Annotated in this window: 17 protein-coding genes; 13 read left to right on the forward strand and 4 right to left on the reverse strand. The window is 61.6% G+C overall.

The window, feature by feature from the left end; all coding sequences use genetic code 11:
* Window positions 1–48: 48 nt before the first annotated feature.
* The 8 genes from AYM40_RS09055 to AYM40_RS09090 all read left to right on the forward strand — a co-directional run bounded on the left by AYM40_RS09055 (window position 49) and on the right by AYM40_RS09090 (window position 12,261).
* A complete protein-coding gene (locus AYM40_RS09055) occupies window positions 49–1,092 on the forward strand; it encodes a LacI family DNA-binding transcriptional regulator (RefSeq protein ID WP_063495926.1) in 1,044 nt (347 codons plus the stop codon).
* Between the two features lie 262 nt (window positions 1,093–1,354).
* Window positions 1,355–3,136: a methyl-accepting chemotaxis protein gene (locus tag AYM40_RS09060; protein WP_063495927.1), complete on the forward strand. Its 1,782-nt coding sequence runs from the start codon at window positions 1,355–1,357 to the stop codon at window positions 3,134–3,136.
* A 325-nt stretch (window positions 3,137–3,461) separates the two neighbouring features.
* The gene (locus AYM40_RS09065) at window positions 3,462–4,223 is read left to right on the forward strand and encodes a hypothetical protein (RefSeq protein WP_063495928.1); all 762 of its coding nucleotides are present in this window, start codon (window positions 3,462–3,464) and stop codon (window positions 4,221–4,223) included.
* 547 nt (window positions 4,224–4,770) lie between these two features.
* Window positions 4,771–6,693: a PrkA family serine protein kinase gene (locus tag AYM40_RS09070; protein WP_063495929.1), complete on the forward strand. Its 1,923-nt coding sequence runs from the start codon at window positions 4,771–4,773 to the stop codon at window positions 6,691–6,693.
* Window positions 6,694–6,983: 290 nt separating this feature from the next.
* Window positions 6,984–8,255, forward strand: coding sequence for a YeaH/YhbH family protein (locus AYM40_RS09075; RefSeq protein WP_063495930.1), 1,272 nt, complete (start codon window positions 6,984–6,986; stop codon window positions 8,253–8,255).
* Window positions 8,252–9,967, forward strand: a complete 1,716-nt coding sequence (locus AYM40_RS09080; protein ID WP_181448410.1) for a SpoVR family protein — start codon at window positions 8,252–8,254, stop codon at window positions 9,965–9,967. The genes AYM40_RS09075 and AYM40_RS09080 overlap by 4 nt, the downstream gene beginning before the upstream one ends.
* Before the next feature lie 318 nt (window positions 9,968–10,285).
* Window positions 10,286–10,708 carry a nucleotidyltransferase domain-containing protein gene (locus AYM40_RS09085; protein ID WP_158515265.1) on the forward strand — a complete coding sequence of 141 codons (423 nt, stop codon included), beginning with the start codon at window positions 10,286–10,288 and terminating at the stop codon, window positions 10,706–10,708.
* 230 nt (window positions 10,709–10,938) lie between these two features.
* Window positions 10,939–12,261: an MFS family transporter gene (locus tag AYM40_RS09090; protein ID WP_063495932.1), complete on the forward strand. Its 1,323-nt coding sequence runs from the start codon at window positions 10,939–10,941 to the stop codon at window positions 12,259–12,261.
* A gap of 106 nt (window positions 12,262–12,367) precedes the next feature.
* Here AYM40_RS09090 and AYM40_RS09095 read toward each other — a convergent pair whose 3' ends face one another.
* Together AYM40_RS09095 and AYM40_RS09100 are read right to left on the reverse strand one after the other, a co-directional pair.
* Window positions 12,368–12,589 carry a hypothetical protein gene (locus AYM40_RS09095; protein ID WP_063495933.1) on the reverse strand — a complete coding sequence of 74 codons (222 nt, stop codon included), beginning with the start codon at window positions 12,587–12,589 and terminating at the stop codon, window positions 12,368–12,370.
* Between the two features lie 172 nt (window positions 12,590–12,761).
* Window positions 12,762–13,850 carry a glycosyltransferase family 2 protein gene (locus AYM40_RS09100; RefSeq protein ID WP_063495934.1) on the reverse strand — a complete coding sequence of 363 codons (1,089 nt, stop codon included), beginning with the start codon at window positions 13,848–13,850 and terminating at the stop codon, window positions 12,762–12,764.
* Between the two features lie 237 nt (window positions 13,851–14,087).
* Between AYM40_RS09100 and AYM40_RS09105 the strand changes: the two genes are divergently transcribed.
* A complete protein-coding gene (locus AYM40_RS09105; RefSeq protein ID WP_063495935.1) occupies window positions 14,088–14,339 on the forward strand; it encodes a DUF1488 domain-containing protein in 252 nt (83 codons plus the stop codon).
* A gap of 113 nt (window positions 14,340–14,452) precedes the next feature.
* A complete protein-coding gene (locus AYM40_RS09110) occupies window positions 14,453–14,695 on the forward strand; it encodes a hypothetical protein (RefSeq protein WP_063495936.1) in 243 nt (80 codons plus the stop codon).
* Window positions 14,696–14,833: 138 nt separating this feature from the next.
* Here AYM40_RS09110 and AYM40_RS09115 read toward each other — a convergent pair whose 3' ends face one another.
* Window positions 14,834–15,763, reverse strand: coding sequence for a LysR family transcriptional regulator (locus AYM40_RS09115; protein WP_063495937.1), 930 nt, complete (start codon window positions 15,761–15,763; stop codon window positions 14,834–14,836).
* 179 nt (window positions 15,764–15,942) lie between these two features.
* The gene (locus tag AYM40_RS09120) at window positions 15,943–17,343 is read right to left on the reverse strand and encodes a DHA2 family efflux MFS transporter permease subunit (RefSeq protein ID WP_063495938.1); all 1,401 of its coding nucleotides are present in this window, start codon (window positions 17,341–17,343) and stop codon (window positions 15,943–15,945) included.
* Between the two features lie 165 nt (window positions 17,344–17,508).
* Here AYM40_RS09120 and AYM40_RS09125 point away from each other — a divergent pair, with 165 nt between their 5' ends.
* From AYM40_RS09125 to AYM40_RS09135, 3 genes are all read left to right on the forward strand, one after another.
* Window positions 17,509–18,369 carry a LysR family transcriptional regulator gene (locus AYM40_RS09125; protein ID WP_063495939.1) on the forward strand — a complete coding sequence of 287 codons (861 nt, stop codon included), beginning with the start codon at window positions 17,509–17,511 and terminating at the stop codon, window positions 18,367–18,369.
* A gap of 230 nt (window positions 18,370–18,599) precedes the next feature.
* Window positions 18,600–19,649, forward strand: a complete 1,050-nt coding sequence (locus AYM40_RS09130) for an NAD(P)/FAD-dependent oxidoreductase (protein ID WP_063495940.1) — start codon at window positions 18,600–18,602, stop codon at window positions 19,647–19,649.
* Window positions 19,650–19,762: 113 nt separating this feature from the next.
* Window positions 19,763–21,721 (forward strand): PAS domain-containing hybrid sensor histidine kinase/response regulator, encoded by a 1,959-nt coding sequence (locus AYM40_RS09135; RefSeq protein ID WP_063495941.1) that lies wholly within the window; start codon window positions 19,763–19,765, stop codon window positions 21,719–21,721.
* Window positions 21,722–21,734: the final 13 nt, after the last annotated feature.

The following is a 21,734-nucleotide window of genomic DNA, read 5'->3' on the forward strand; positions in this document are numbered from 1 at the left end:
GTCAGGTGGCGTGGCCGGCGGGAACAACAGGCAGGAGAGCAACAGGTTATGGCGACGATCAAAGATGTAGCGGCCGTGGCAGGCGTGTCGTTCACGACGGTATCGCACGTGGTGAACAACTCACGGCCGGTGTCGGCCGACGTGCGCGCAAAGGTCGAACACGCGATCCGTCAGCTTCACTATGTGCCATCGGCGGTGGCCCGCTCGCTCAAGGCGCGGGCCACGGCGACGATCGGTCTGGTGGTGCCGAACAGCACGAACCCGTATTTCGCGGAGATGGCGCGCGGGATCGAGGATGGTTGCTCGCGCAACGGCTACTGCCTGTTCTTCTGCAATTCCGACGACGATCCGGCCAAGCAGCGTCACTATCTACGCGTGCTGCAGGAAAAGCGGATCGACGGACTGATCGTCGCCTCGGCGGGCGATGACGCGGTGCTGGCACAGACGCTCGCCGACGCCCGGGAGCCGCTGGTCGTCGTGGACCGCAATATCGAAGGCGTGAATGCGGATCTGGTGCAGATCGACCACGAGAAGGGCGGCTACATTGCGACGCGTCATCTGCTCGAGCTGGGGCACGTGCGGATCGGCTGCATCACCGGGCCCGTGAAGACGGCGGTGAGCGCCATGCGGGTACACGGCTTCATTCGCGCCATGACGGAGCGCGGCATCGAGATTCCGGCCGGCGCCATTGTCGAAAGCGATTTTTCGGGGACCGGCGGCCATCGCGCGGCTGGACAGCTGTTCGATACCGTGAAGCCGTCGGCGATTTTTGCCGGCAACGACATGATGGGCATCGGTGCGCTACGCGCCGCGGCAGAGCGCAATATCAGCGTGCCGCACGATTGCTCGATCATCGGTTTCGACGATATCGAACTGGGGCGATTCACCTATCCGGCGCTCTCGACCGTGGGGCAGTCGGTCCGCGCGCTCGGCGATATGGCGGCGCAGACGCTGATCGAACGTATCGCCGGGACGTCGTCGGGCAGTCCTCCGCGCGCACTGGGTCGCCGGCGTGTCGTGTCGCCGCGCCTGATCGTGCGCGAATCGACCGCGACGTGGGCCGGCGCGGCGAGGCGCGATCTGGCGGCCTGATATCGGGCGTTGCGTTGCCGGGCGCGCGCCGAAAGGCTTCGTGTCCGCTCTCCGCACGGACGCGGTCCGTCGGTGCTTTGTAATTATTTCCAATTGCTTACAGCATCTTTCTTCCTACCATATAAGACCTTCAAGTACGCAAACGGAATGCCGTAAACCTGGGTATTAGAGCGCGTAGTCAAATCAGCGCCATGCAGGCAGCCGCCACACGCTACCCCGCGCTGCGCACGCAGTCTCTTATTTGCTAAGTACAGGAACGAGCATGTTGAACAAAGGCATCACGATCAAGGCGCGGATTGGCCTCACGATGGCTTTTCTCGCCGCGTTGCTAGTCGCGATTGGCGTTTTTGGTCTGTTCGGCATGAGCCGATCGAACGCCGCTCACCGGGACACTTTCACGAATGTAATGCCGAGCACTGTCGATATCGGCAACGCCGAACTGTATGCCGCGCGCGAGCGGCTGGCGCTCGACCGGGCGGCGTTCATGATCGGCACGCCGGAAGCGGCGCCGACGATCGAGCGTGCGCATTCGATGCGCGCCACCTCCGACATGTGGTGGAAAAAGTATATGGATCTGCCGCGCGACGCAGAGCAAGACCGTCTCGCGCAGGACGTCATCGCCAAACGTGACGCGCTGCATCAGGAATTGGATGGCTTTGCGGCGGTCATCACGGCGAACGACCAGAGCAAGATCATCGACGGCGCCAAGCGCATGCAGGTGGCGTACAACGATCTCGCCACGTCCGACGATACGCTGAGCAAGTTTCAGTTCACGTCGGCCGAGCAAGGCTACGACTCCGCGCAAAGCAGCTTCGAGATGTTCCGCGTGGTGAGCGCCGGTGCGCTTCTGGTCGGCGTGCTCGCCGCCGTGCTGTCCTACCTGACGCTCAGCCGCGCGATTGGCCGCCCGCTCGACGCCGCCCTCGGTCATTTCGACGCGATCTCCGCTGGCGATCTGCGCCGCCCGGTCGTGGTCACCTCGCGTAACGAAATGGGGCAACTGCTTGGAGGCATCGCCAAAATGCAGCGCAGTCTCACCGAAACGGTGCGCACGGTGCGCAGCGGCAGTGAATCGATTGCGACCGCCACGCGCCAGATCGCAGCCGGCAATATCGACCTGTCCACGCGCACGGAAGAGCAGGCGTCGGCGCTGCAGGAAACCGCGTCGAGCATGGAAGAGCTGACCGGCACCGTCAAGCAGAACGCCGACAACGCTCGCCAGGCGAGTTCGCTGGCGGCCAACGCGTCCGAGATTGCCAACAAGGGCAGCGCCGTGGTCAGCCAGGTGGTCGGCACGATGGGCGACATCAACCAGAGCTCGGCGAAGATTGCCGACATCATCTCGATCATCGAAGGGATTGCGTTCCAGACCAACATCCTGGCCCTGAATGCGGCCGTGGAAGCGGCGCGGGCCGGCGAAGAAGGGCGCGGGTTCGCGGTGGTGGCAGGCGAAGTGCGCAGCCTCGCGCAGCGTTCGTCGGCGGCGGCCAAGGAGATCAAGGAGCTGATCGACACCTCGGTGGAGCGCGTGCAGTCCGGCTCGGCCCTGGTCGACGAAGCGGGCCGCACCATGACCGAGATCATCGGTGCTGTGCAACGCGTGACCGACATCATGGGGGAGATTGCAGCGGCCTCGGAGGAGCAAAGCAGCGGCATCGGCCAGGTGGCGCGCGCGGTCACCCAGATGGACGAGGTGACGCAGCAAAATGCCGCGCTGGTCGAAGAAGCTGCAGCGGCAGCGTCTTCGCTTGAAGATCAGGCCGGCAAGCTGCGTACCGCGGTCGCGGTGTTCCAGCTCGAAGAAAGCGGCTACAAGGCGCCGGTGAGCGCGGCGCCGAAGCGCGCGGCCGCGCCGGTTCGCGCGGCAGAGGCACGCAAAGTGTCACACCCGGTGTCATCCCCCATGTCACACGCTGGCGCGCAGCCCGGCACCGCCAGGACCTCTGCCGCACCCGCGGCAACGCTGGCTGCCGCCGCGCCGACGAGGGCGCCTGCCAAGGCAGCGGCGAGCGCCGGCAGCGATCAGGATTGGGAAACCTTCTGACCGGTCACCGCCTCGCAACATTCGTTCCCGATGAAACATTAGACGGAACCATGCTTGCGCGGATTGGCCGCATGACGATAAAGACCGCGATTGCGCATGCAACTGCGGTCTTTTTTCATACTCTGCGGACTAAGTAGCGTTCACAAGCGTTGTCGGCGCCCTGGCGAGCGCCGTGATCCGGTACATTGACGGGCGCGACTACGGCTTGCATCGGCGACATCGCCGCTTCAGGCAGTCAGCGCGCGGACCGTGAGCCCGCTATCCTAACCGCCGCAACTCAGCGCGGCAGTCCACCCCGCTCAACGCGCCAGCCATAAAGGACGACATGACGCCATACGACCTCGCGCACCGCCTCGTCGAAGCCCGCCGGCAGCATCGCCCGATCGATGCGCCGCCACCCGACAGTCTGCCGCCTGACGCGGCAACCGCTTATGCGATCCAGCAGGCTGTCATCGCAGGCCTCGGCGATTCGACGGGGGCATGGAAGATCGGCGCCAGAGCGCCGGGCGGGGCCGCCGCGGGCGCGCCGATTCCAGCTTCGCTGGTGCTGCCGTCGCCCACGCGGGTGGCCCATACCGGCTTCTTCCGGGTGCTGGTGGAGCTGGAGATCGCCTTTCGTTTCGCCGAGGCAATCGAGCCGCGCGGCCGGGCTTATGCGCGCGACGAGGTGCTCTCGAAGGTCGGTGTCGTGCTGCCAACCATCGAGATCGTCGATAGCCGTTTTACCGAGTGGCCTAATGTCGCGCCGCTCGCGCAACTGGCCGACGCACAGAACAATGGCGCATTGATCACCGGCCATCCGGTTGCCTATGCAGGCCTCGCACGCGGCTTCGATTTCGTATCGCCCGAACTGGAGCTAAGTTTCAACGGCAACTCACTGGTGCCGGAAGCCACCGGCAATCCGGCTGGCGATCCGCGCGAACTGCTAGTGTGGTTCGTCAACCATTGCGCCGCGATGGGTATCACCATCGAGCCGGAATGGACGCTCACCACCGGTTCGTACGTCGGTGCGCACAATGTGGACAAGCCGGGCATTGTGCGCGGCCATATCGACGGTCTAGGAGAAGTGGAGATTGAACTGACTTGAGCGTGCCGCGGCCTGCTTGTAACGGTCAGCTTGTAACCGCACATTACGAAGCACCAAGCACGTGCTTCTGGTCAGCATGGCGAACGAACATGTAACACAGCGCCTGTCGCTGTAGACCAAATGGCGATGCCGCGCGTTGATGAAAAGAGTCGCAGGGTACAGGAAAGCGCATAACGTCCGCGTTCGATGCAACAAAGTGTGTGCATGCAGACAGGTTGTTCGGTAGAGCAGTGAAAGCGTTCGATGAACGAGACGATTCGCGTAACGGAGCATAGCGAACGTGCTGGGCAGCACGGCGAGCAGGGGGCGTTGGAGAGGCCGCAGCGTGGGCCGGCAGTGGCTGCGCATTCGCTGTGTGCGAGCGCAAGATTGTAGGTGAGCGTATCTGTGTTTCCAAGTGAGGAATGTCGGGAGGCGGGTACGGCGCGATTTTCGCAACGTAGTTCGTGAAAAAAAATTTAAAAGGGTTTAGGATGAATTCGAGCGATGTCGTTTCCGAATAGCGCGCCGCGCACGACATCGGTCTAGACTTCGGCGAGGAGGTAGCATGGATATCTACAGCAGTTTCGCGACCCGCTTCGAGAAAACGCGAGAGGATGAACTCTCGCTCGAGGAGTATCTCGCGCTCTGCAAAGACAATCCCGCCGCGTACGCTACGGCTGGCGAACGCATGTTGACGGCAATCGGTGAACCAGAACAGATCGACACTCGCAACGATCCGCGCATGTCGCGTATCTTCGCGAACAAGGTCATCAAGGTATACCCCGCATTCCGTGAGTTCTACGGAATGGAAGAGGTGATCGAGCAGGTGGTCGCCTACTTCCGGCATTCGGCCCAGGGGCTCGAAGAAAAGAAACAGATCCTGTATCTGTTGGGACCGGTCGGCGGCGGTAAATCGTCGATTGCGGAGCGTCTTAAGCAACTCATGGAACGCGTGCCGTTCTATGCGATCAAGGGCTCGCCGGTCAACGAGTCGCCACTTGGTCTGTTCGATTACGACGAGGACGGTCCGATCCTCGAAGAGCAATATGGTATTCCACGCCGCTACCTGAAAAATATTCTGAGCCCATGGGCGGTGAAGCGCCTGCACGAATACAACGGCGACATCCGCAAGTTTCGCGTGGTGCGCCGCTACCCGTCGATCCTTCGTCAGATCGGTATCGCCAAGACCGAACCGGGTGACGAAAACAATCAGGACATTTCGTCACTGGTCGGCAAGGTCGACATCCGTAAGCTCGAACAGTACGCACAAGACGATGCGGACGCGTACAGCTACTCCGGTGGCCTGTGCCTCGCGAATCAGGGCTTGCTCGAGTTCGTCGAAATGTTCAAGGCGCCGATCAAGGTTCTGCACCCGCTGCTTACCGCCACTCAGGAAGGCAACTTCAAGGGCACGGAAGGCTTCGGCGCGATCCCGTTCGACGGCGTGATTCTCGCCCACTCGAACGAGTCGGAATGGAAGGCGTTCCGCAACAACCGCAACAACGAAGCACTGCTCGACCGGATCTTCGTCGTGAAGGTGCCGTACTGCCTGCGCTACGGCGAAGAGGTCAAGATCTACGAGAAGCTGCTGCGCAATTCGTCGCTGGCCAGTGCGATATGCGCGCCGGGTACGCTGAAGATGATGGCGCAGATGTCGGTGCTCACGCGTTTGCAGGAGCCGGAGAACTCCAGTCTGTTCTCGAAGATGCAGGTGTACGACGGCGAGAATCTCAAGGACACCGATCCGAAGGCCAAGTCGTATCAGGAGTATCGCGATTTCGCGGGCGTGGATGAAGGGATGACCGGCGTGTCGACCCGCTTCGCGTTCAAGATCCTGTCGCGCGTGTTCAACTTCGATTCGACGGAAGTGGCTGCGAATCCGGTGCACCTGATGTATGTGCTTGAACAGCAGATCGAGCGCGAGCAGTTCCCGCCGGAAACCGAGCAGAAGTATCTGTCGTTCATCAAGGACGTGCTCGCTTCGCGTTATGCCGAGTTCATCGGCAAGGAGATTCAGACCGCGTACCTGGAGTCGTATTCCGAGTATGGTCAGAATATTTTCGATCGCTATGTGACGTACGCGGACTTCTGGATTCAGGATCAGGAGTTCCGCGATCACGACACCGGCGAGAGTTTCGACCGCGCGGCGCTGAACGCCGAACTGGAGAAGATCGAGAAGCCCGCGGGCATCAGCAACCCGAAGGACTTCCGCAATGAGATTGTCAACTTCGTGCTGCGTGCGCGTGCTGCGAATGCGGGGAAGAATCCCGCGTGGATCAGTTATGAGAAGCTGCGCGTCGTGATCGAAAAGAAGATGTTCTCGAACACGGAAGAGCTGTTGCCGGTGATCTCGTTCAACGCCAAGGGCTCGGCGGAAGAGCAACGCAAGCACGAAGACTTCGTCAACCGGATGGTGACGAAGGGCTATACGCCGAAGCAGGTGCGCTTGCTGTGTGATTGGTATCTGCGCGTGCGCAAGTCGTCATGATGCGCACTGCGTGCCGCCCGCGCGGTCCGACCGCGTGGGCACCTTGCGAGGCGCAAGTTGTATGGACATAGCGTTGTGTTTGCAGACATGCCTATTGCAACGTGCGTCTCGCGCAGCGGAAATTAGTGCAGTTGCATGGGGGGCTGAGTAAGTGCTTTGCATGGAACCAGAGTAAGTGCTAAAGCGCTAACTCTGGTCGACAGCTAAAGCGCCAACTCAGACCGACATGCGGTGCATGGGGTTGGAGTAAGCGCTAAAGCGCTAACTCCAACCGACACGGGAGACCGGGCGTGCTTCATCAAATCATCGACCGCAGGTTAGCTGGTAAGAACAAGAGCATTGCAAATCGCGAGCGCTTTTTGCGCCGCGTTAAGAACTATATTCGTCGCGCCGTTTCGGAAGCGGTGCGCGACCGCAGCATCAAAGACATCCAGAACACCCAGAGCATCACGATTCCGCGCAAGGACATCGCGGAACCGTCGTTCCGGCATGGTCCCGGCGGCAAGCGGGAAATGGTGCATCCGGGCAATTCCGACTACATCCGCGGCGACAAGATCCAGCGCCCGCAAGGGGGCGGTGGCGGAGGCGGGGGCAACCAGGCGAGCAACGAGGGCGATGGGCAGGACGACTTCGTGTTCGAGCTGAGCCGCGAAGAATTCATGCAGTATTTCTTCGACGACCTCGAACTCCCGCGTCTCGTCAAAACTCATCTGATGGCCGTGCCTACGTGGAAAAGCATCCGCGCCGGCTGGGCGGCCGAAGGCACGCCAAACAATATCGACGTGGTCCGCTCGCTGCGCAGCGCGCTCGGCCGCCGCATCGCGCTCGGTGCGCCGCTCGTCAATCAGTTGCACGAGATGGAACGGCAACTCGAAGTGATGAAGGCCGATCCGGACGACCGTCGCGACGAAATCAAACTGCTCGAAGAGGAAATTCACCATTTGCGCGGGCGCATCTGGCGCATTCCGTTTATCGATCCGTTCGATCTGCGCTACGTGAACCGGGTGAAGCAACCCACGCCGTCCAGCCAGGCGGTGATGTTCTGTCTGATGGATGTGTCCGGTTCCATGGACGAACAGCGCAAGGATCTCGCCAAGCGCTTTTTCATCCTGCTGTATCTGTTCCTCAAGCGTAACTACGAAAAGATCGAAGTGGTGTTCATTCGCCACCACACCCGCGCCGAAGAAGTCGACGAAGACACGTTCTTTCATTCGACGGAAAGCGGCGGCACGGTGGTGTCGAGCGCGCTGGAACTGATGCAGAAGGTGATGGACGAGCGTTATTCGCCGACTGAATGGAATATTTACGGCGCTCAGGCTTCCGACGGCGACAATTGGACCGACGACTCACCCAAGTGCCGCAAGATACTTTCAGATGACATCCTGGAGAAGGTGCGCTATTTTGCGTATATCCAGGTCACGCCGGAAGAGCAGAACCTGTGGCTCGAATATGCACAGTTGGCGCTGAGCCAGCCGCACATGGCGATGAAGAAGGTCGAAACCGCGGCTGACATTTATCCGGTGTTTCGGGAGTTGTTTGAGAAGCAGGTAGCGTCTTCATGACAAAACACCTGCACAACGAAGCGCGCGGCTATCACCCGGAGCGCGGAAAAGGCGTGCCGCAGCAGCAACAGTCGGGGCATGCCGAGGCGAAGGCGGACAATACGGGAGCCGCCGCTGCCGGAGCAGTCGACACCGCTGCTGCACGGGGACACACCGGAACGCCCACTGAGGGGCAAAGGGAAGTCCGTATGAACGTAGGCGATAGACGGCCTTTGCCGTGCCCGTCCGACTGGACCTTCGAATTGATCGAAGAGTACGACTCGCATATTGCCCTTGTTGCAGAGCAATATGAACTCGACGTGTATCCGATCCAGCTCGAACTCATTAGCGCCGAACAGATGATGGATGCTTACGCATCCGTCGGCATGCCGGTGAACTACCGTCACTGGTCGTTCGGTAAACACTTTCTTTCCACTGAAAAAAGCTATCGTCGCGGGCAGATGGGGCTGGCGTACGAAATTGTCATCAATTCGAACCCTTGCATCGCGTACCTGATGGAAGAGAACACGATGACGATGCAGGCGCTCGTCATCGCGCATGCGGCCTATGGTCACAACTCGTTCTTCAAGGGCAACTATCTGTTCAAGCTGTGGACGGATGCGCACGCGATCATCGATTACCTCGTCTACGCGAAGAATTACATCGCGGAGTGCGAGGAGCGCTTCGGGCTCGACCGGGTGGAAGAACTGCTCGACTCGTGCCACGCGTTGATGAATTACGGCGTGGACCGTTACAAACGTCCGCAAAAACTGTCGCTGGAAAAGGAGTTTGCGGCCCGCCGCGAACGTGAGGCTTATCTGCAATCGCAGGTCAACGAACTGTGGCGCACCTTGCCGACCCGGCATACGCCGTTGCCGGAGGAAATCGAGGAGCGTTATCCACCCGAGCCGCAGGAAAACCTGCTGTATTTCGCGGAGAAGAACGCACCGCTGCTCGAGCCGTGGGAGCGGGAAGTGATCCGCATCGTGCGCAAGGTCGGCCAGTATTTCTATCCGCAACGGCAAACCCAGGTCATGAACGAAGGCTGGGCCACGTTCTGGCACTACACCTTGCTCAACACGATGTACGCCCAGGGCAAGCTGGAAGACGGCTTCATGATGGAGTTTCTCCATTCGCACAGCAATGTGGTCTACCAGCCGCCGGTCACGAAGCCTTACTACAGCGGCATCAACCCGTACGCGCTTGGCTTTTCGATGATGAGCGATATCCGGCGGATCTGCGAATCGCCGACTGAGGAGGACCGCAAGTGGTTCCCCGAACTGGCGGGCAGCCCGTGGCTGCAGGCAATGCACTATGCAATGCGCAACTTCAAGGACGAGAGCTTCGTCGCACAGTATCTGTCGCCGCATCTGATCCGCGAGATGCGTCTATTCTCGGTGCTCGACGACGACATGCGCGATGCGCTCGAAGTGTCCGCGATTCATGACGACAGCGGATATCAGTACGTGCGCCAGGCGTTGTCGCGGCAGTACGACATGCATCATAGGGAGCCGAATATCCAGGTGTGGGCGGTGAACACGCGCGGCGACCGGAGTCTGACGCTGCGGCATTTCATGAGCGACAACCGGCATTTGTCCGGCGATAGCGATGAAGTGCTGAAACATATGGCGCGCTTGTGGCAGTTCGACGTCTACCTGGAAAGCGTCGATGAGAATGGGACGGTGAGGAAGCGGTACGAGTGTAAGTATGTGCCGCCAGCGATAAGGGTTTGAACGCTTGCGAAGCAACGCAGGAAAAAGCCAGCTCGAAAAGCTGGCTTTTTCTTAAGCGTGTCGCTGTCGACGCAGTGTCACGAAAGTACCGAAAAGCGGTAAAAAAATACTGCTTTCCGGTATTTCAAGTAAAATACCGATTTCCGGTAAAAAAGTACCGAAAAAGGGTATTCGATGCTTGCGGACTTTCTTCTCACGCCTAAACAGCAGCGCATCCTGGGGGCGCTTCTACTGAATCCGGAACGTGCCTTTTCGCTCTCTGAACTATTCGATCTGAGCGGCGGCGGCCGAAGCTCTACCCAGGACTTTGTCGCGAAGTTGCTCGACGGCGTCGTGATCCTTCAGCAGCCTGGCGGACGTGCGCTTTACCAGGCGAACACTCAGCATCCGCTTTACCCGGAGTTGCGACAAATTGCTGTCAAGAGCTTTGCTCTGAAGGAGCCGATCGAACGCGCATTGGCTGTCATCGGCGACAAAATAAAACATGCATTCATCTTCGGCTCGATGGCCGCCGGAACGGCGGGACCTGCTAGCGACGTCGACGTGATGGTGATCGGCGACGCGCGCATCGGCCGCGTGCAGCGGGAACTCGACGTGGCAGGAGAGGCGCTCGGCAGGGAAATCCACGTGAATGTATACCCGGAGGATGAGTGGGAGCAAAAGCGCCGCTCGGATCCCGTGCTAAAGTCGATTGATCAAGGTCCGAAGATCATGCTCAATGTTTCCACTGCCACACACTGAAAAGCTAACGGGCATGCTGAACGCCGGCTACGTTCGCAAGACGCCGTTCACCGCGGCGCAGCATCATACTGGCCAGCGCTTGCCTGGCTAACAAACCCCCATCTTTTCCTTGCAATTCTGTAAAATTCGCGCACGCGCGCTATGGGTGTCATTGCGGCACCTCGTTGCGCGTGTTGTGAAGGCGGCGCCACGACCGCTACCTCCGTTTAAAGACAAGGAAAGACAACAGCATGACCGACCTATCCGACCAAACCGTGGCCACGGCTCACGACGTTCACGACGCACACGACACCCGGCGCCGCATCTTCGCGATCGTTGGCGCCTCATCGGGCAATCTAGTCGAGTGGTTCGACTTCTACGTGTACTCGTTCTGCGCGCTGTATTTCGCGCCGGCCTTCTTCCCGAGCGGCAACACCACCACGCAGTTGCTCAACACCGCCGGCGTCTTCGCCGCGGGCTTCCTGATGCGCCCGATCGGCGGCTGGTTCTTCGGCCGGCTCGCCGACAAGCACGGCCGCAAGACCGCGATGATGGTGTCGGTGTTCATGATGTGCGGTGGTTCGCTCGTGATCGCGGTGCTCCCCACGTATGCGCAGATCGGCGCCCTGGCGCCGGCGCTGCTGCTGGTCGCGCGCCTGTTCCAGGGCTTGTCGGTGGGCGGTGAGTACGGCACCAGCGCCACCTATATGAGTGAAGTCGCGCTCAAGGGCCGCCGCGGTTTCTTCGCGTCGTTCCAGTACGTCACGCTGATCGGCGGCCAGTTGTGCGCGCTGCTGGTGCTGGTGGTCCTGCAACAGACCCTCTCCACCGAAGAACTGAAAGCATGGGGGTGGCGCGTGCCGTTCGTGATCGGTGCGTTGGCGGCGCTGGTCGCGCTGTATCTGCGTAAATCGCTCGAGGAAACCACCACGGCGGCAACGCGTCAACGCAAGGAAGCCGGCACGCTGCGCGGCCTGTGGCTGCACAAAGGCGCATTCCTGACGGTGCTCGGCTTCACGGCCGGCGGCTCGCTGATTTTCTACACGTTCACCACGTACATGCAGAAGTACCTGGTCAACACGGCCGGTATGCACGCCAAGACGGCCAGCAACGTGATGACCGCGGCGCTGTTCGTCTACATGGTGATGCAGCCGGCGTTCGGCGCTTTGTCGGACCGTATCGGCCGGCGTCGTTCGATGCTGTTTTTCGGCTTCTTCGCGACCATTGGCACCGTACCGCTGCTGCACGCCTTGAAAGACGTGACGAGTCCGTACGCGGCCTTCGGCCTCGTGGTCGTGGCGCTGGCGATCGTCAGCTTCTATACGTCGATCAGCGGACTGATCAAGGCCGAAATGTTCCCGCCGGAAGTGCGCGCGCTCGGCGTGGGCCTGTCGTATGCGGTGGCCAATGCGATCTTCGGCGGCTCGGCGGAATATGTCGCGCTGTGGCTGAAGTCGGTGGGCAACGAGTCGATGTTCTACTGGTATGTCACTGTGCTGTGCGCGATCGCCGGCATCGTGTCGCTGCGCATGCGCGATCCTTCGAAAGAAGGGTATCTGCGTCACGAGCCTTGAGCGTGAGCGGTACGCTCGCGCAGCGCGCATGAGCGCTGCGCGAGAACGGCGGTCAGGGGCAACCCGGCCGCCGTTTTTTTTCCCTGTCGGCGAGCACGGCGCATGGTCAAGCCACCACGATCTCCGTTCCCAGCACATGAAGCAGATCGCGCAGCGCCTCGGCTTGCGCCATCTTCGCGTCGCTGCGCAAATGGATCTGCACGGCGCGCCCCGCGATCCCATCGACGGGATGCGCGAGCCACAACTCCACTGCAAGCCCCAATCCTTCCGGCTGATTGACGACGACCGGCTCGATCACTCGCGGCTTGAAACAGGCACTGTCGGACATGACGAATCTCCTCGGGCTGATGACGGTTCGAGACTCATCGTAATCAGCCGCACGCGCAAGACCAAGCGACAAATACGCATTTGCTAATGAGCGGATGCCTGGCAGAAGACGCGCGCGCTCATGGAGCCCGTTGCGGCGAAGGAATCGCAGGCCGCTTCCCGCTACGGCAGCGTCAGACCCGTTCGGATTGATCGGTCACGAGGTCCGTGACGAGTTCTGTCGCAGCAGCGGCGGGCGGGTCAGCGACGACAGCCGGTGCCGCTGCGGCCACAGCTGTCACCGTTGCACGCTGCCGCACGCTCAGAGCCGCGCATGAGAGCATGAGCAGATGATGATAGAGCCGCATGCTGAAGCCATAGTTGTAGGCGAAGAGATGCGTGAGCGCGATCCTCAACCCAGGCATTGCCTGCCGGTTCTTCGCATGAACCGAAACGACGATGGGCGCGAGCCGGCGTAACGCCAGCTTGCGTGACGGTTCCAGTTGCGGCGGCAGTTGCAGCGCCTTGACGAACGCATACGCACTGACGGTCGCGGCTACCGCCGTGCCGCGCGTGCTATGCGAGATCGAGGTCGCCGTCTTCCGATACACCGACACGTATGCGTGCAGATAGAACACATTGCGCGCTGCGAGACAAAGTTCGGTGCCGAACACGAAATCGCAGCACATGCCGTACCGATCCTGGTAGCCGATCCGCTTGACGAGGTCTGCGTTGGCCATCCAGCCGTTGTTCGGGAACATCTGGATCAGCCCGGTCCTGCCTGGCAAAGGCTGCAGGCCTTCAGCGTCCTTCGTGCGGCGAAACGCGGTGTTCAGGCGCGTGCTCGCGTCGAAGTCGACTGTGCCGCTGTGATCGGCCTCGTACTGATCGGCGAACGCCACCTCGAGTTGTGGATGACGAGCCCATAGCGACACGAGCTTTTCGATGCCGTCGGTGGTGAGCAGGTCGTCGTCGTGAATCAGCAGGATCTTGTCGCCGCGTGCACGCTCGAACAGGCTCGCGACATTGCGCCCCTGACCAAGCGGCGGCTGGTTCATCGCATAGCGGATGCGCGGCTCGTTCGCGTAGCGCCGCGCGATCAACTGCCGGGTGCGCGTGTCCTTTGAATCGTCGCCGATCACAATCTCCAGATTGCCGTACGTCTGCGCGAGGCATGAGTCGATGCACTCCACGATCAACTCAGGCCGATTGCAGGTCGGCAGGCAAATGGAAACCTTAGGGAAGGGATGGGGCACTGGGGAGGTGGTGGAGAGGGTGAGCACGGGCGTCTCGTTTCTTATCTGTTAAGGGCGGCAGCCGGTTCGCTTCGCGCACACATTGCTGCATGCAGCAAATTAGTTCATTACAGGAAAAAAATAATCTGTAATAAATCAGAAAGAATATCTGCAGTCTGAAAGGGGTTCGAAGGGGAAAATTTGTACCCACATTTACAAACAACACCTTGACCGCGCCCCACATTCAGCGCACCGTAAAGAAAGAAAACACCACGGGAGCGTGAAATGTCCCTCAACTTCCCGAACCCAAGCCGCAGCTACGACGCCTTCCATCATTGTGTCAATTTCTGGGGCTATGACAACGCGCGCGAAATCGCCTTCACTGTCGACAATTCGGTCATTTCGAATCTGAGCCCGAGCGTAGGCTCTGACGAACCGGCAGTGCTCGCGGCCTTCGATCGTCATCGCGAGCAAATCCTCACGCTCGCTCGCGGTCTGTACGTCGGCGGTCCGCAAAACCGCTATACGATTTCTTGATGCAGCGCGGCGCGGCACGTCCAACCGGACCTGCCGTGCGCCGCCTTGTTCCACAGCCGAAGCAGCGCGGCGCCCACCGGCGCCTCGCCTTGCTTTGTCGCGGGAGTTCCAGCATGGATGATGACCAGGTCAACCTAGAAGAAATCGCCGACAGCAAACGGCGGCGCGAAGCCGCACGCATTGCCGAAAGCGAAAAAACGGCCGCACCCACGGCAAATGAGCCGGGGCACGCCGAGAGCAATGCAGCCGCACCGAAGCAATGGGTCAAGCACGTCACGAAGTGGCTGGGCGCGAAGAGGTCGTTGATGCAAACGCGCCGACCCTTGATGCTCAAAAAGAAACCCGTCGCTCTTTAGGCATTCGGAACGAAAATAACCGGCGCCAAGCCGGTTTTTCTATTTGTGCCGCGCCGCGCCGCGCCGCGCGGCTGGCGCGTCCAGAGCCCGAGCCGCGCGATGGTTTTCGGCAGGGCATTAGCGGTGTTTAGGCGCGACTCAAACCGCCGGTTCGCGTATCGAGCCCGCCGTCAGCGAAACGATGAAATCGAAGAATGCCCGCACCTTGGCTGGCGGATGATGCCGCGAAGGATAGAGCGCATACAGCGGATAAACCGTGTCGCCCCAGTCGGCAAACAGTTCAACCAGTTTGCCATTGGCGAGCAACGACTCGGCGCCGAGTGCGGGAATCTGCGCGACGCCCTGGCCCGCGGCGCACACACTATGCAAGGCGCCGACGTCGTTCACGGTCAAGCGGCCTTGCGGCGCAATCTCGATCTTCTTGCGTCCGCGGTGAAACGCCCAGCTGAACGGGTAACCCGTTAGCGGATCACGGAACTTGATGCACACATGCTTGCCGCTTTCGAGTTCGGCGGGGCTCGCCGGATGGCCATGTCTCTTCAGATACGAGGGCGCGGCGACGGTCAGAATCCGCGTGTCGAGCAGCTTGCGTGCAATCAGCGTCGAAGCCGGCGGGTCGCCGAAACGGATCGCGAGGTCGAAACCGTCGGCAACCACGTCGCCTAGCTGGTCGCGCGTGATCAACTCGAGTTGCAGATCGGGATGCTTGTCGATGAAGCCGCCGAGCCTCGGCCCCAGCACGAGGCGCGAAAGGAACGGGTCCATGTTCACGCGCAAACGCCCGCGAACGACAGTCGCGCCCTGAGCCGCGGAAGCCGCCGCTTCCTCGAGTCCGCCGAGCAGCGGCACGATCTGTTCGTAAAAACGCCGGCCTTCGTCAGTCAGTGTGACCGAGCGGGTGGTGCGGTCGAATAGCCGGATGCCGAGGCGTGCTTCAAGCCGTGCAACCGAACGGCTGACCCCGGATTGCGACATGTCGAGTGCAACGCCTGCCGCCGCAAAACTGCCGCTGTCGACGATTGCCGTCAGCACGCCCATGCCGTTCAGCATGCGCTCGTCAAATGGCATGTGGATATTCCTTTGTCATGCATTAATGCATGACATGCTAACGCGAAATACCGTTTGAATTCATACGCCAGTACCGGGAAACGCAACCTGTCCGAGCGCATCGGCGACGCTGCGTCATGAGTGGAATAACCGTCACGCGCGCGTGTCGGGCAACCGTTTGCCGGCGTGAGAGACGTTATTCAGCGCCCCGCGCCCTGGGTCGCCTGGCCACGCACGTCGCGCGTGACGGGGGCTTCGTCGAGATGACGAAATACCCAGGCCGACACTAGCGTGATGACGCCCACGCACACGAAGCTCAGGCGGAACCCGAGCGCCGCCGATCCCCATTGCGCCGAGAACAGATTCACCAGCCCGCCGCCGATCGAAACGCCCAGCCCGATCGCCAGCATCTGCACCATCGAAAAGAGGCTGTTGCCGCTGCCGGCATCTTCATGCGAGAGGCCTTTGAGCGTGACACTGTTCATCGCCGCGAATTGCATGGAGTTGGCCGCGCCGAACACGGCCAGAATCACGATCCCGACGATGAGTGGCGTACCACGCGTAATCAATGCGAACGCAACGATCGCCGATCCCACGATCACCGTGTTGACGAGCAGGAACGTGTCATAGCCATAGCGGCGTATGAGTGGCGCGATCCAGCGTTTGGCGACGGTGCCGGCAAGTGCGGCAGGCAGCATCATCAGGCCGGAATGCAGCGGTGAGTAGCCGAGCTGCAATTGCAGCAGCAACGGCACGAGGAACGGTACGGCGCTCGAGCCGACGCGGCATACTAGGTTGCCGATCAGACCGACGCTGAAATTCGGTTCGCCAAAGAGCGAGAGTTTGAAGAGTGGATTGTTGCGGCGCCTTGCGTGCGGGATGTAGGCGAGCGCGCTGAGCACGGCGAGCGCGAAGAGACCCGCCGACCATGCCGCGCGGTGCGTCGCGACCGGCGCGTCGACGGCCAGCGAAAACGCGATCATGCACAGCGACAGCAGCCCACAACCGGCGAAGTCGAACGGCGGCGCCTGGGTTTCGCCATGCGCCGGCAAAAAACGCTGCACCGCGTAAAGACCCAATGCGCCGATCGGCACATTGATCAGAAAGATCCAGTGCCACGTGATGGCCTCAACGAACCAGCCGCCGAGCGTAGGCCCGGCGATCGGGCCCAACTGGCCGGCAATCGAAATGAACGCGAGCGCCGACACGTATTGCTCGCTCGAGACGCTGCGCAGGACGGCGAGCCGGCCGATCGGCAACAGCATCGAACCGCCCAACCCTTGCAGGACCCGCGCCATCACCAGTTGGCCGAGCGTATGCGCGCTCGCGCAGCAGATCGACCCGAGCACGAATACGAGAATCGCCACGAAATAGACGCGCCGCGTGCCGAAGCGGTCGGCGAGCCAGCCTGACGCGGGGGTGAGCATCGCCATCGTCAGCGTGTAAGCGACCACGATCGGCTGCATCGCGAGGGGCGCGACGTGCAGGCTGTGCGCAATCGACGGCAATGCGGTGTTGACGATCGTCGTGTCGAGCGACTGCATGAAAAAGCCTGAGGCGACGATCCAGAGCAGCGCCGTCTGGGCAGAGTCCTGATTCATGTTCAATTGAGCTACGGCGGCGGCGGGGCGGACAGACCGGCGGGCCGTGCTCGAAGCAATCGTTGGGGGGATTCCGTCATCATATTGACATCGTGGTCAATCGGGAACCCCGCTAGAGGCATTGACTGTTATCGACTTTGCCGATAACCGGGATCACAATAACCCATGCTCAATCCCATCTGGCTCAAGACCTTCGCAACCGTCGCAGCCTGCCATAGCTTCACCGAGGCGGGGCGGCGACTCGATCTGACGCAGTCGAGCGTTAGCGAACATATCCGCCGGCTCGAACAGAGCGTCGGACGGCGCCTGTTCGTGCGCGACACTCATTCGCTCGCGATGACTCCGGACGGCGAGGCCATGCTCGCGCACGCCAGCGTGATCCTGCAGGCGCTCGCGCGGGCCGAGTCGCAGTTTCGCGCGCCGCGTCTGAAAGGACGCGTGCGGCTCGGCTCATCGGACGACGTTGCGCTCGGGCCGCTGCCCACGGTGCTGGCGGCGTTTCGCAACGCGCATCCCGATGTCGAGCTGGAAATCACAATCGGTATGACCGGCAAGCTGTATGAGTTGCTGGACGCCGGCTCGATCGATCTGCTGGTCGGTAAGCGGCGTCTGGGGGATCGCCGCGGCGTGCCGCTGTTCACGGGGCGGCTGGAGTGGCTGGCACGCACCGGCACACTGGTCGACCTCGGCCAGCCGTTGCCGCTGATTCTGGTCGCCGAGCCGAGCGTGACGCGGGCCGTGGTGCTCGATGCGCTCGCCGAAGCCGGTTTCAGCTGGCAGGTAGTCTGCACGAGCAGCAGTCACGCGGGTTGCATTGCCGCCGCGCGCGGGGGGCTCGGCATCACCGTTCGTCCGCAGTATTTGGCCGCGCGGGGCCTCGCGCCGCCGCTCAACGCGGCCAGTCTGCCGACGCTGCCCTCAGTGGAATTCATCGCGCTGGCCGCTAAACGGCTGAGCCGTCCGGCGGGCACGTTGCTGCAATTGCTGCACGACAGCGATTTGCGCGGTTCGTGGATCGGTGAATGACGCCGCGCGATGCGGCGGTTTCTGAGCCGGCGTTCCGGTTTGGGACGGCGCTGAATGGTGCTATTCAGCACTTAGGATCGCCAGGCACATGCTCTTGCAAAACGCAGGCAAGCGCTTCGATAAAGGAGGACGGCCGCAACCCAAGCGTCCTTACCGCTTGTAATGGCATCGTTGCCGGGCTTCGGGCGATTCTGTATGGTGGGTCATCGACCTATCACACGAGATCCCGAATGACGCCCGCTGCAATCCAGCTTCCGCAACCGATTCGCTCCGATGTCCTGATCGTCGGCGCCGGCCCGGTGGGCCTCTTTGCCGCTTTCGAAGCGGGCGTGATCGGCCTGTCATGCCAGATTGTCGATGGGCTCGACAAGGTGGGCGGGCAGTGCATCGAGCTCTATCCCGACAAGCCGATCTACGATATTCCCGCGATTCCGTCGTGTACCGCGCGCGAGCTGGTCGAGCGTTTGATGGTGCAATGCAAGCCGTTCGACGTGCCGATCCATCTCGAGCAACGGGTCGAGTCGGTCGAGCAACGCGACGATGGGCGCTGGACCGTGCGCACCGACCGTGGCCTCCTATTCGACGTGGCGGCGATTTTGCTTGCCGCCGGCAATGGAGCGTTCGTGCCGCAAAAATTGGCGCTTGCCGAAGCCGTGCCGCTGGAGTCGCGCCACGTGCACTACAGCGTGCCACGCCTCGCCGATTTCGCCGACAAGACCGTGGTCGTGGCGGGCGGCGGCGATTCCGCGCTCGATTGGGCGCTGGCACTGCGCAAGGTCGCGCGGCGCGTGACGCTGGTGCATCGTCGCAACGGCTTCAGCGCGGCGGATTCGAGCGTCGAGTCGATGCGGCGGGCGGTCGAGGCCGGGGAGATGGACTTCATGGTCGGCGCAATTTCGGGGCTCAACGTCGAGGGCGATACGTTGAATTCGATCGCGCTGCGGCATATCGAAGGCGAAACGCAGCTCGACACCGAGCAACTCGTCGTGCTGTACGGATTGGTCGCTGATCTTGGGCCGATCGCGAAGTGGAATCTGTCGATCCACGGTGGCCGCGTCGATGTGGATACGTCCAACTATGAAAGCTCGCGGCCCGGCATTTTCGCGGTCGGCGACATCGCCAACTATCCGAACAAGCAGAAGCTGATTCTGTCCGGTTTTCACGAAGCGTCGTTAGCGCTGCGCAAGGCGTATGCCTACGCCTATCCGGAGAGGAAGCGGGTGCACGTCCATTCCAGTTACGACGCGAAGCTGGCGGAAAAGGTCGGGGCGGTGGGGTGACGCTCCGGGACGACGTGCCGAAGCGTGCCTGAAAGCGAGAAGCCTGGACATTAAGCGAAACATGACAGCGGGCCGGTGTATGCTTTTGCCCAGGCCCATGGACGCTTCTTACTATGAACGAGCTTGACGCCCAACCTGCAGGTGATAAGCATGAAGCCGCCAACGTATCGCCTGCGCGCCGTGTGAAGCCCCCCGTCGAGGTCGATTACGGCTCGCTGGTTCAGTCGATCCAGGACTACGCGATCTTCCTGCTGGACCCGACCGGGCATATCGTCAGCTGGAATGTCGGCGCGCAGAAGCTGAAGGGCTACGCGGCGCACGAGATTATCGGCCAGCACTTCTCGCGTTTCTATACTGCCGAAGCCGTGGCGCGCGGCTGGCCGACTTACGAGTTGGAGCAGGCGGCGCTCACCGGCCGCTTCGAGGACGAAGGCTGGCGGGTTCGCAAAGACGGCACGACCTTCTGGTCGAACGTGGTCATCACGGCGGTGCGCAACGAGGCCGGTGTGCTAACGGGTTTCGCCAAGATTACCCGCGATCTGACTGCGCAGCGCGAGTATCTGGAAGCGTTGCGGCAAAGTGAGGAGCGCTTCCGTCTGCTGGTCGACAACGTGAAAGACTACGCGATTTTCATGCTCGATCCGGACGGTTTCGTGGTGAGCTGGAATGCAGGCGCCGCGCGCATCAAGGGCTATACGCGCGAAGAAATCGTCGGCCGGCATTTCTCGACGTTCTACACGCGCGAAGAAGCGGCGGCCGGCAAGCCCGCGCGCGAACTGGCGATCGCAAGGCAGCTCGGCCGTGTTGAAGACGAAGGCTGGCGCGTGCGCAAGGACGGCACGACCTTCTGGGCCAACGTCAACATCACCGCCGTGTATGACGAATCGAACCGGCTGCGCGGCTTCGCCAAGGTCACGCGCGATCTGACCGAGCGCCGTGAACGCGAAGAGCTGGAGCGTTCCGGCGATCGCCTACGCAAGTTTCTCGCCACGCTCGCCCACGAATTGCGCAATCCGCTTGCGCCGGTGCGCAACGCGATCGGTGTGATGCAGCTCGAGGCGGGGGTGAGCCCTACGATGGCGCGCTCACGCGATCTGATCGACCGCCAGGTCGCCCACCTCACGCGTCTGGTCGACGATCTTCTCGACGTCGGGCGCATCATGTCGGACAAGGTCGAGTTGCGCCTTGCGCGCGTCGATCTGGCCGAAGTGGTGGCGCGCGCGATTGAAGCCGTGCGGCCGTTTACCGATGCGCGGGCGCAGCGTGTGGCGACGCACATGCCGGCCGAGCCGCTTATCGTCAGCGGCGACACAACGCGGCTCGTGCAGGTGCTGCAAAACCTGTTGCATAACGCGTCGAAGTTTTCGCCGTCCAGCAGCCGCATCGAGATCGTCGGGCGTATCGAACATCACATGGCCGTGCTGGAAGTGCGCGACCATGGCCGCGGCATTCCCGTACGTTCGCTCGATGCGATCTTCGAGTTGTTCGTGCAGGAAAAGAATGGGCAAAGCCTTGGCGAAGGCGGCCTCGGCATCGGCCTCACGTTGTGCAAATCGCTGATCGAAATGCACGGCGGCAGCATTATCGCGAGCAGCGAGGGAGAGGGCTGCGGCAGTTCGTTCACGTTCAGTTTGCCGCTTGCCGCTGCGCCCTCCGAAGCGCAGCCCGGTCAGGGTGGTGTTGCAGGCGGGGCGGTGTCGCCGTTGCGAATTCTGCTGGTGGACGACAATCGCGACTCCGCCGACAGCCTCGCCATGCTGCTCGAACTCAAAGGCCACGAAGTCCGCATTGCCTATGATGGCGCGCAGGCGCTCGAGGTCGCGCCGCGCCTCGCGCCCCACCTTGCATTGATCGACCTTGCGATGCCAAAAATGGACGGTTACGCCGCGCTGGCGGCGTTGCGCGAGATGCCCGCGCTGGCCGGCACGCTGTTCGCCGCCATGACCGGCTTCGGTCACGCAAGTGATCGCGAACGTACGCGGGCGGCCGGTTTTGACGCCCATCTCGTCAAGCCCGTGGAACTCGCGCTATTCGAAGCGTTGCTGGAACAGGCGGAAGCGCGGCGCCGATAGCGCGGTCCAAACT

Source organism: Paraburkholderia phytofirmans OLGA172 (genome assembly GCF_001634365.1).
In the GTDB taxonomy this organism is placed as follows: Bacteria; Pseudomonadota; Gammaproteobacteria; order Burkholderiales; family Burkholderiaceae; genus Paraburkholderia.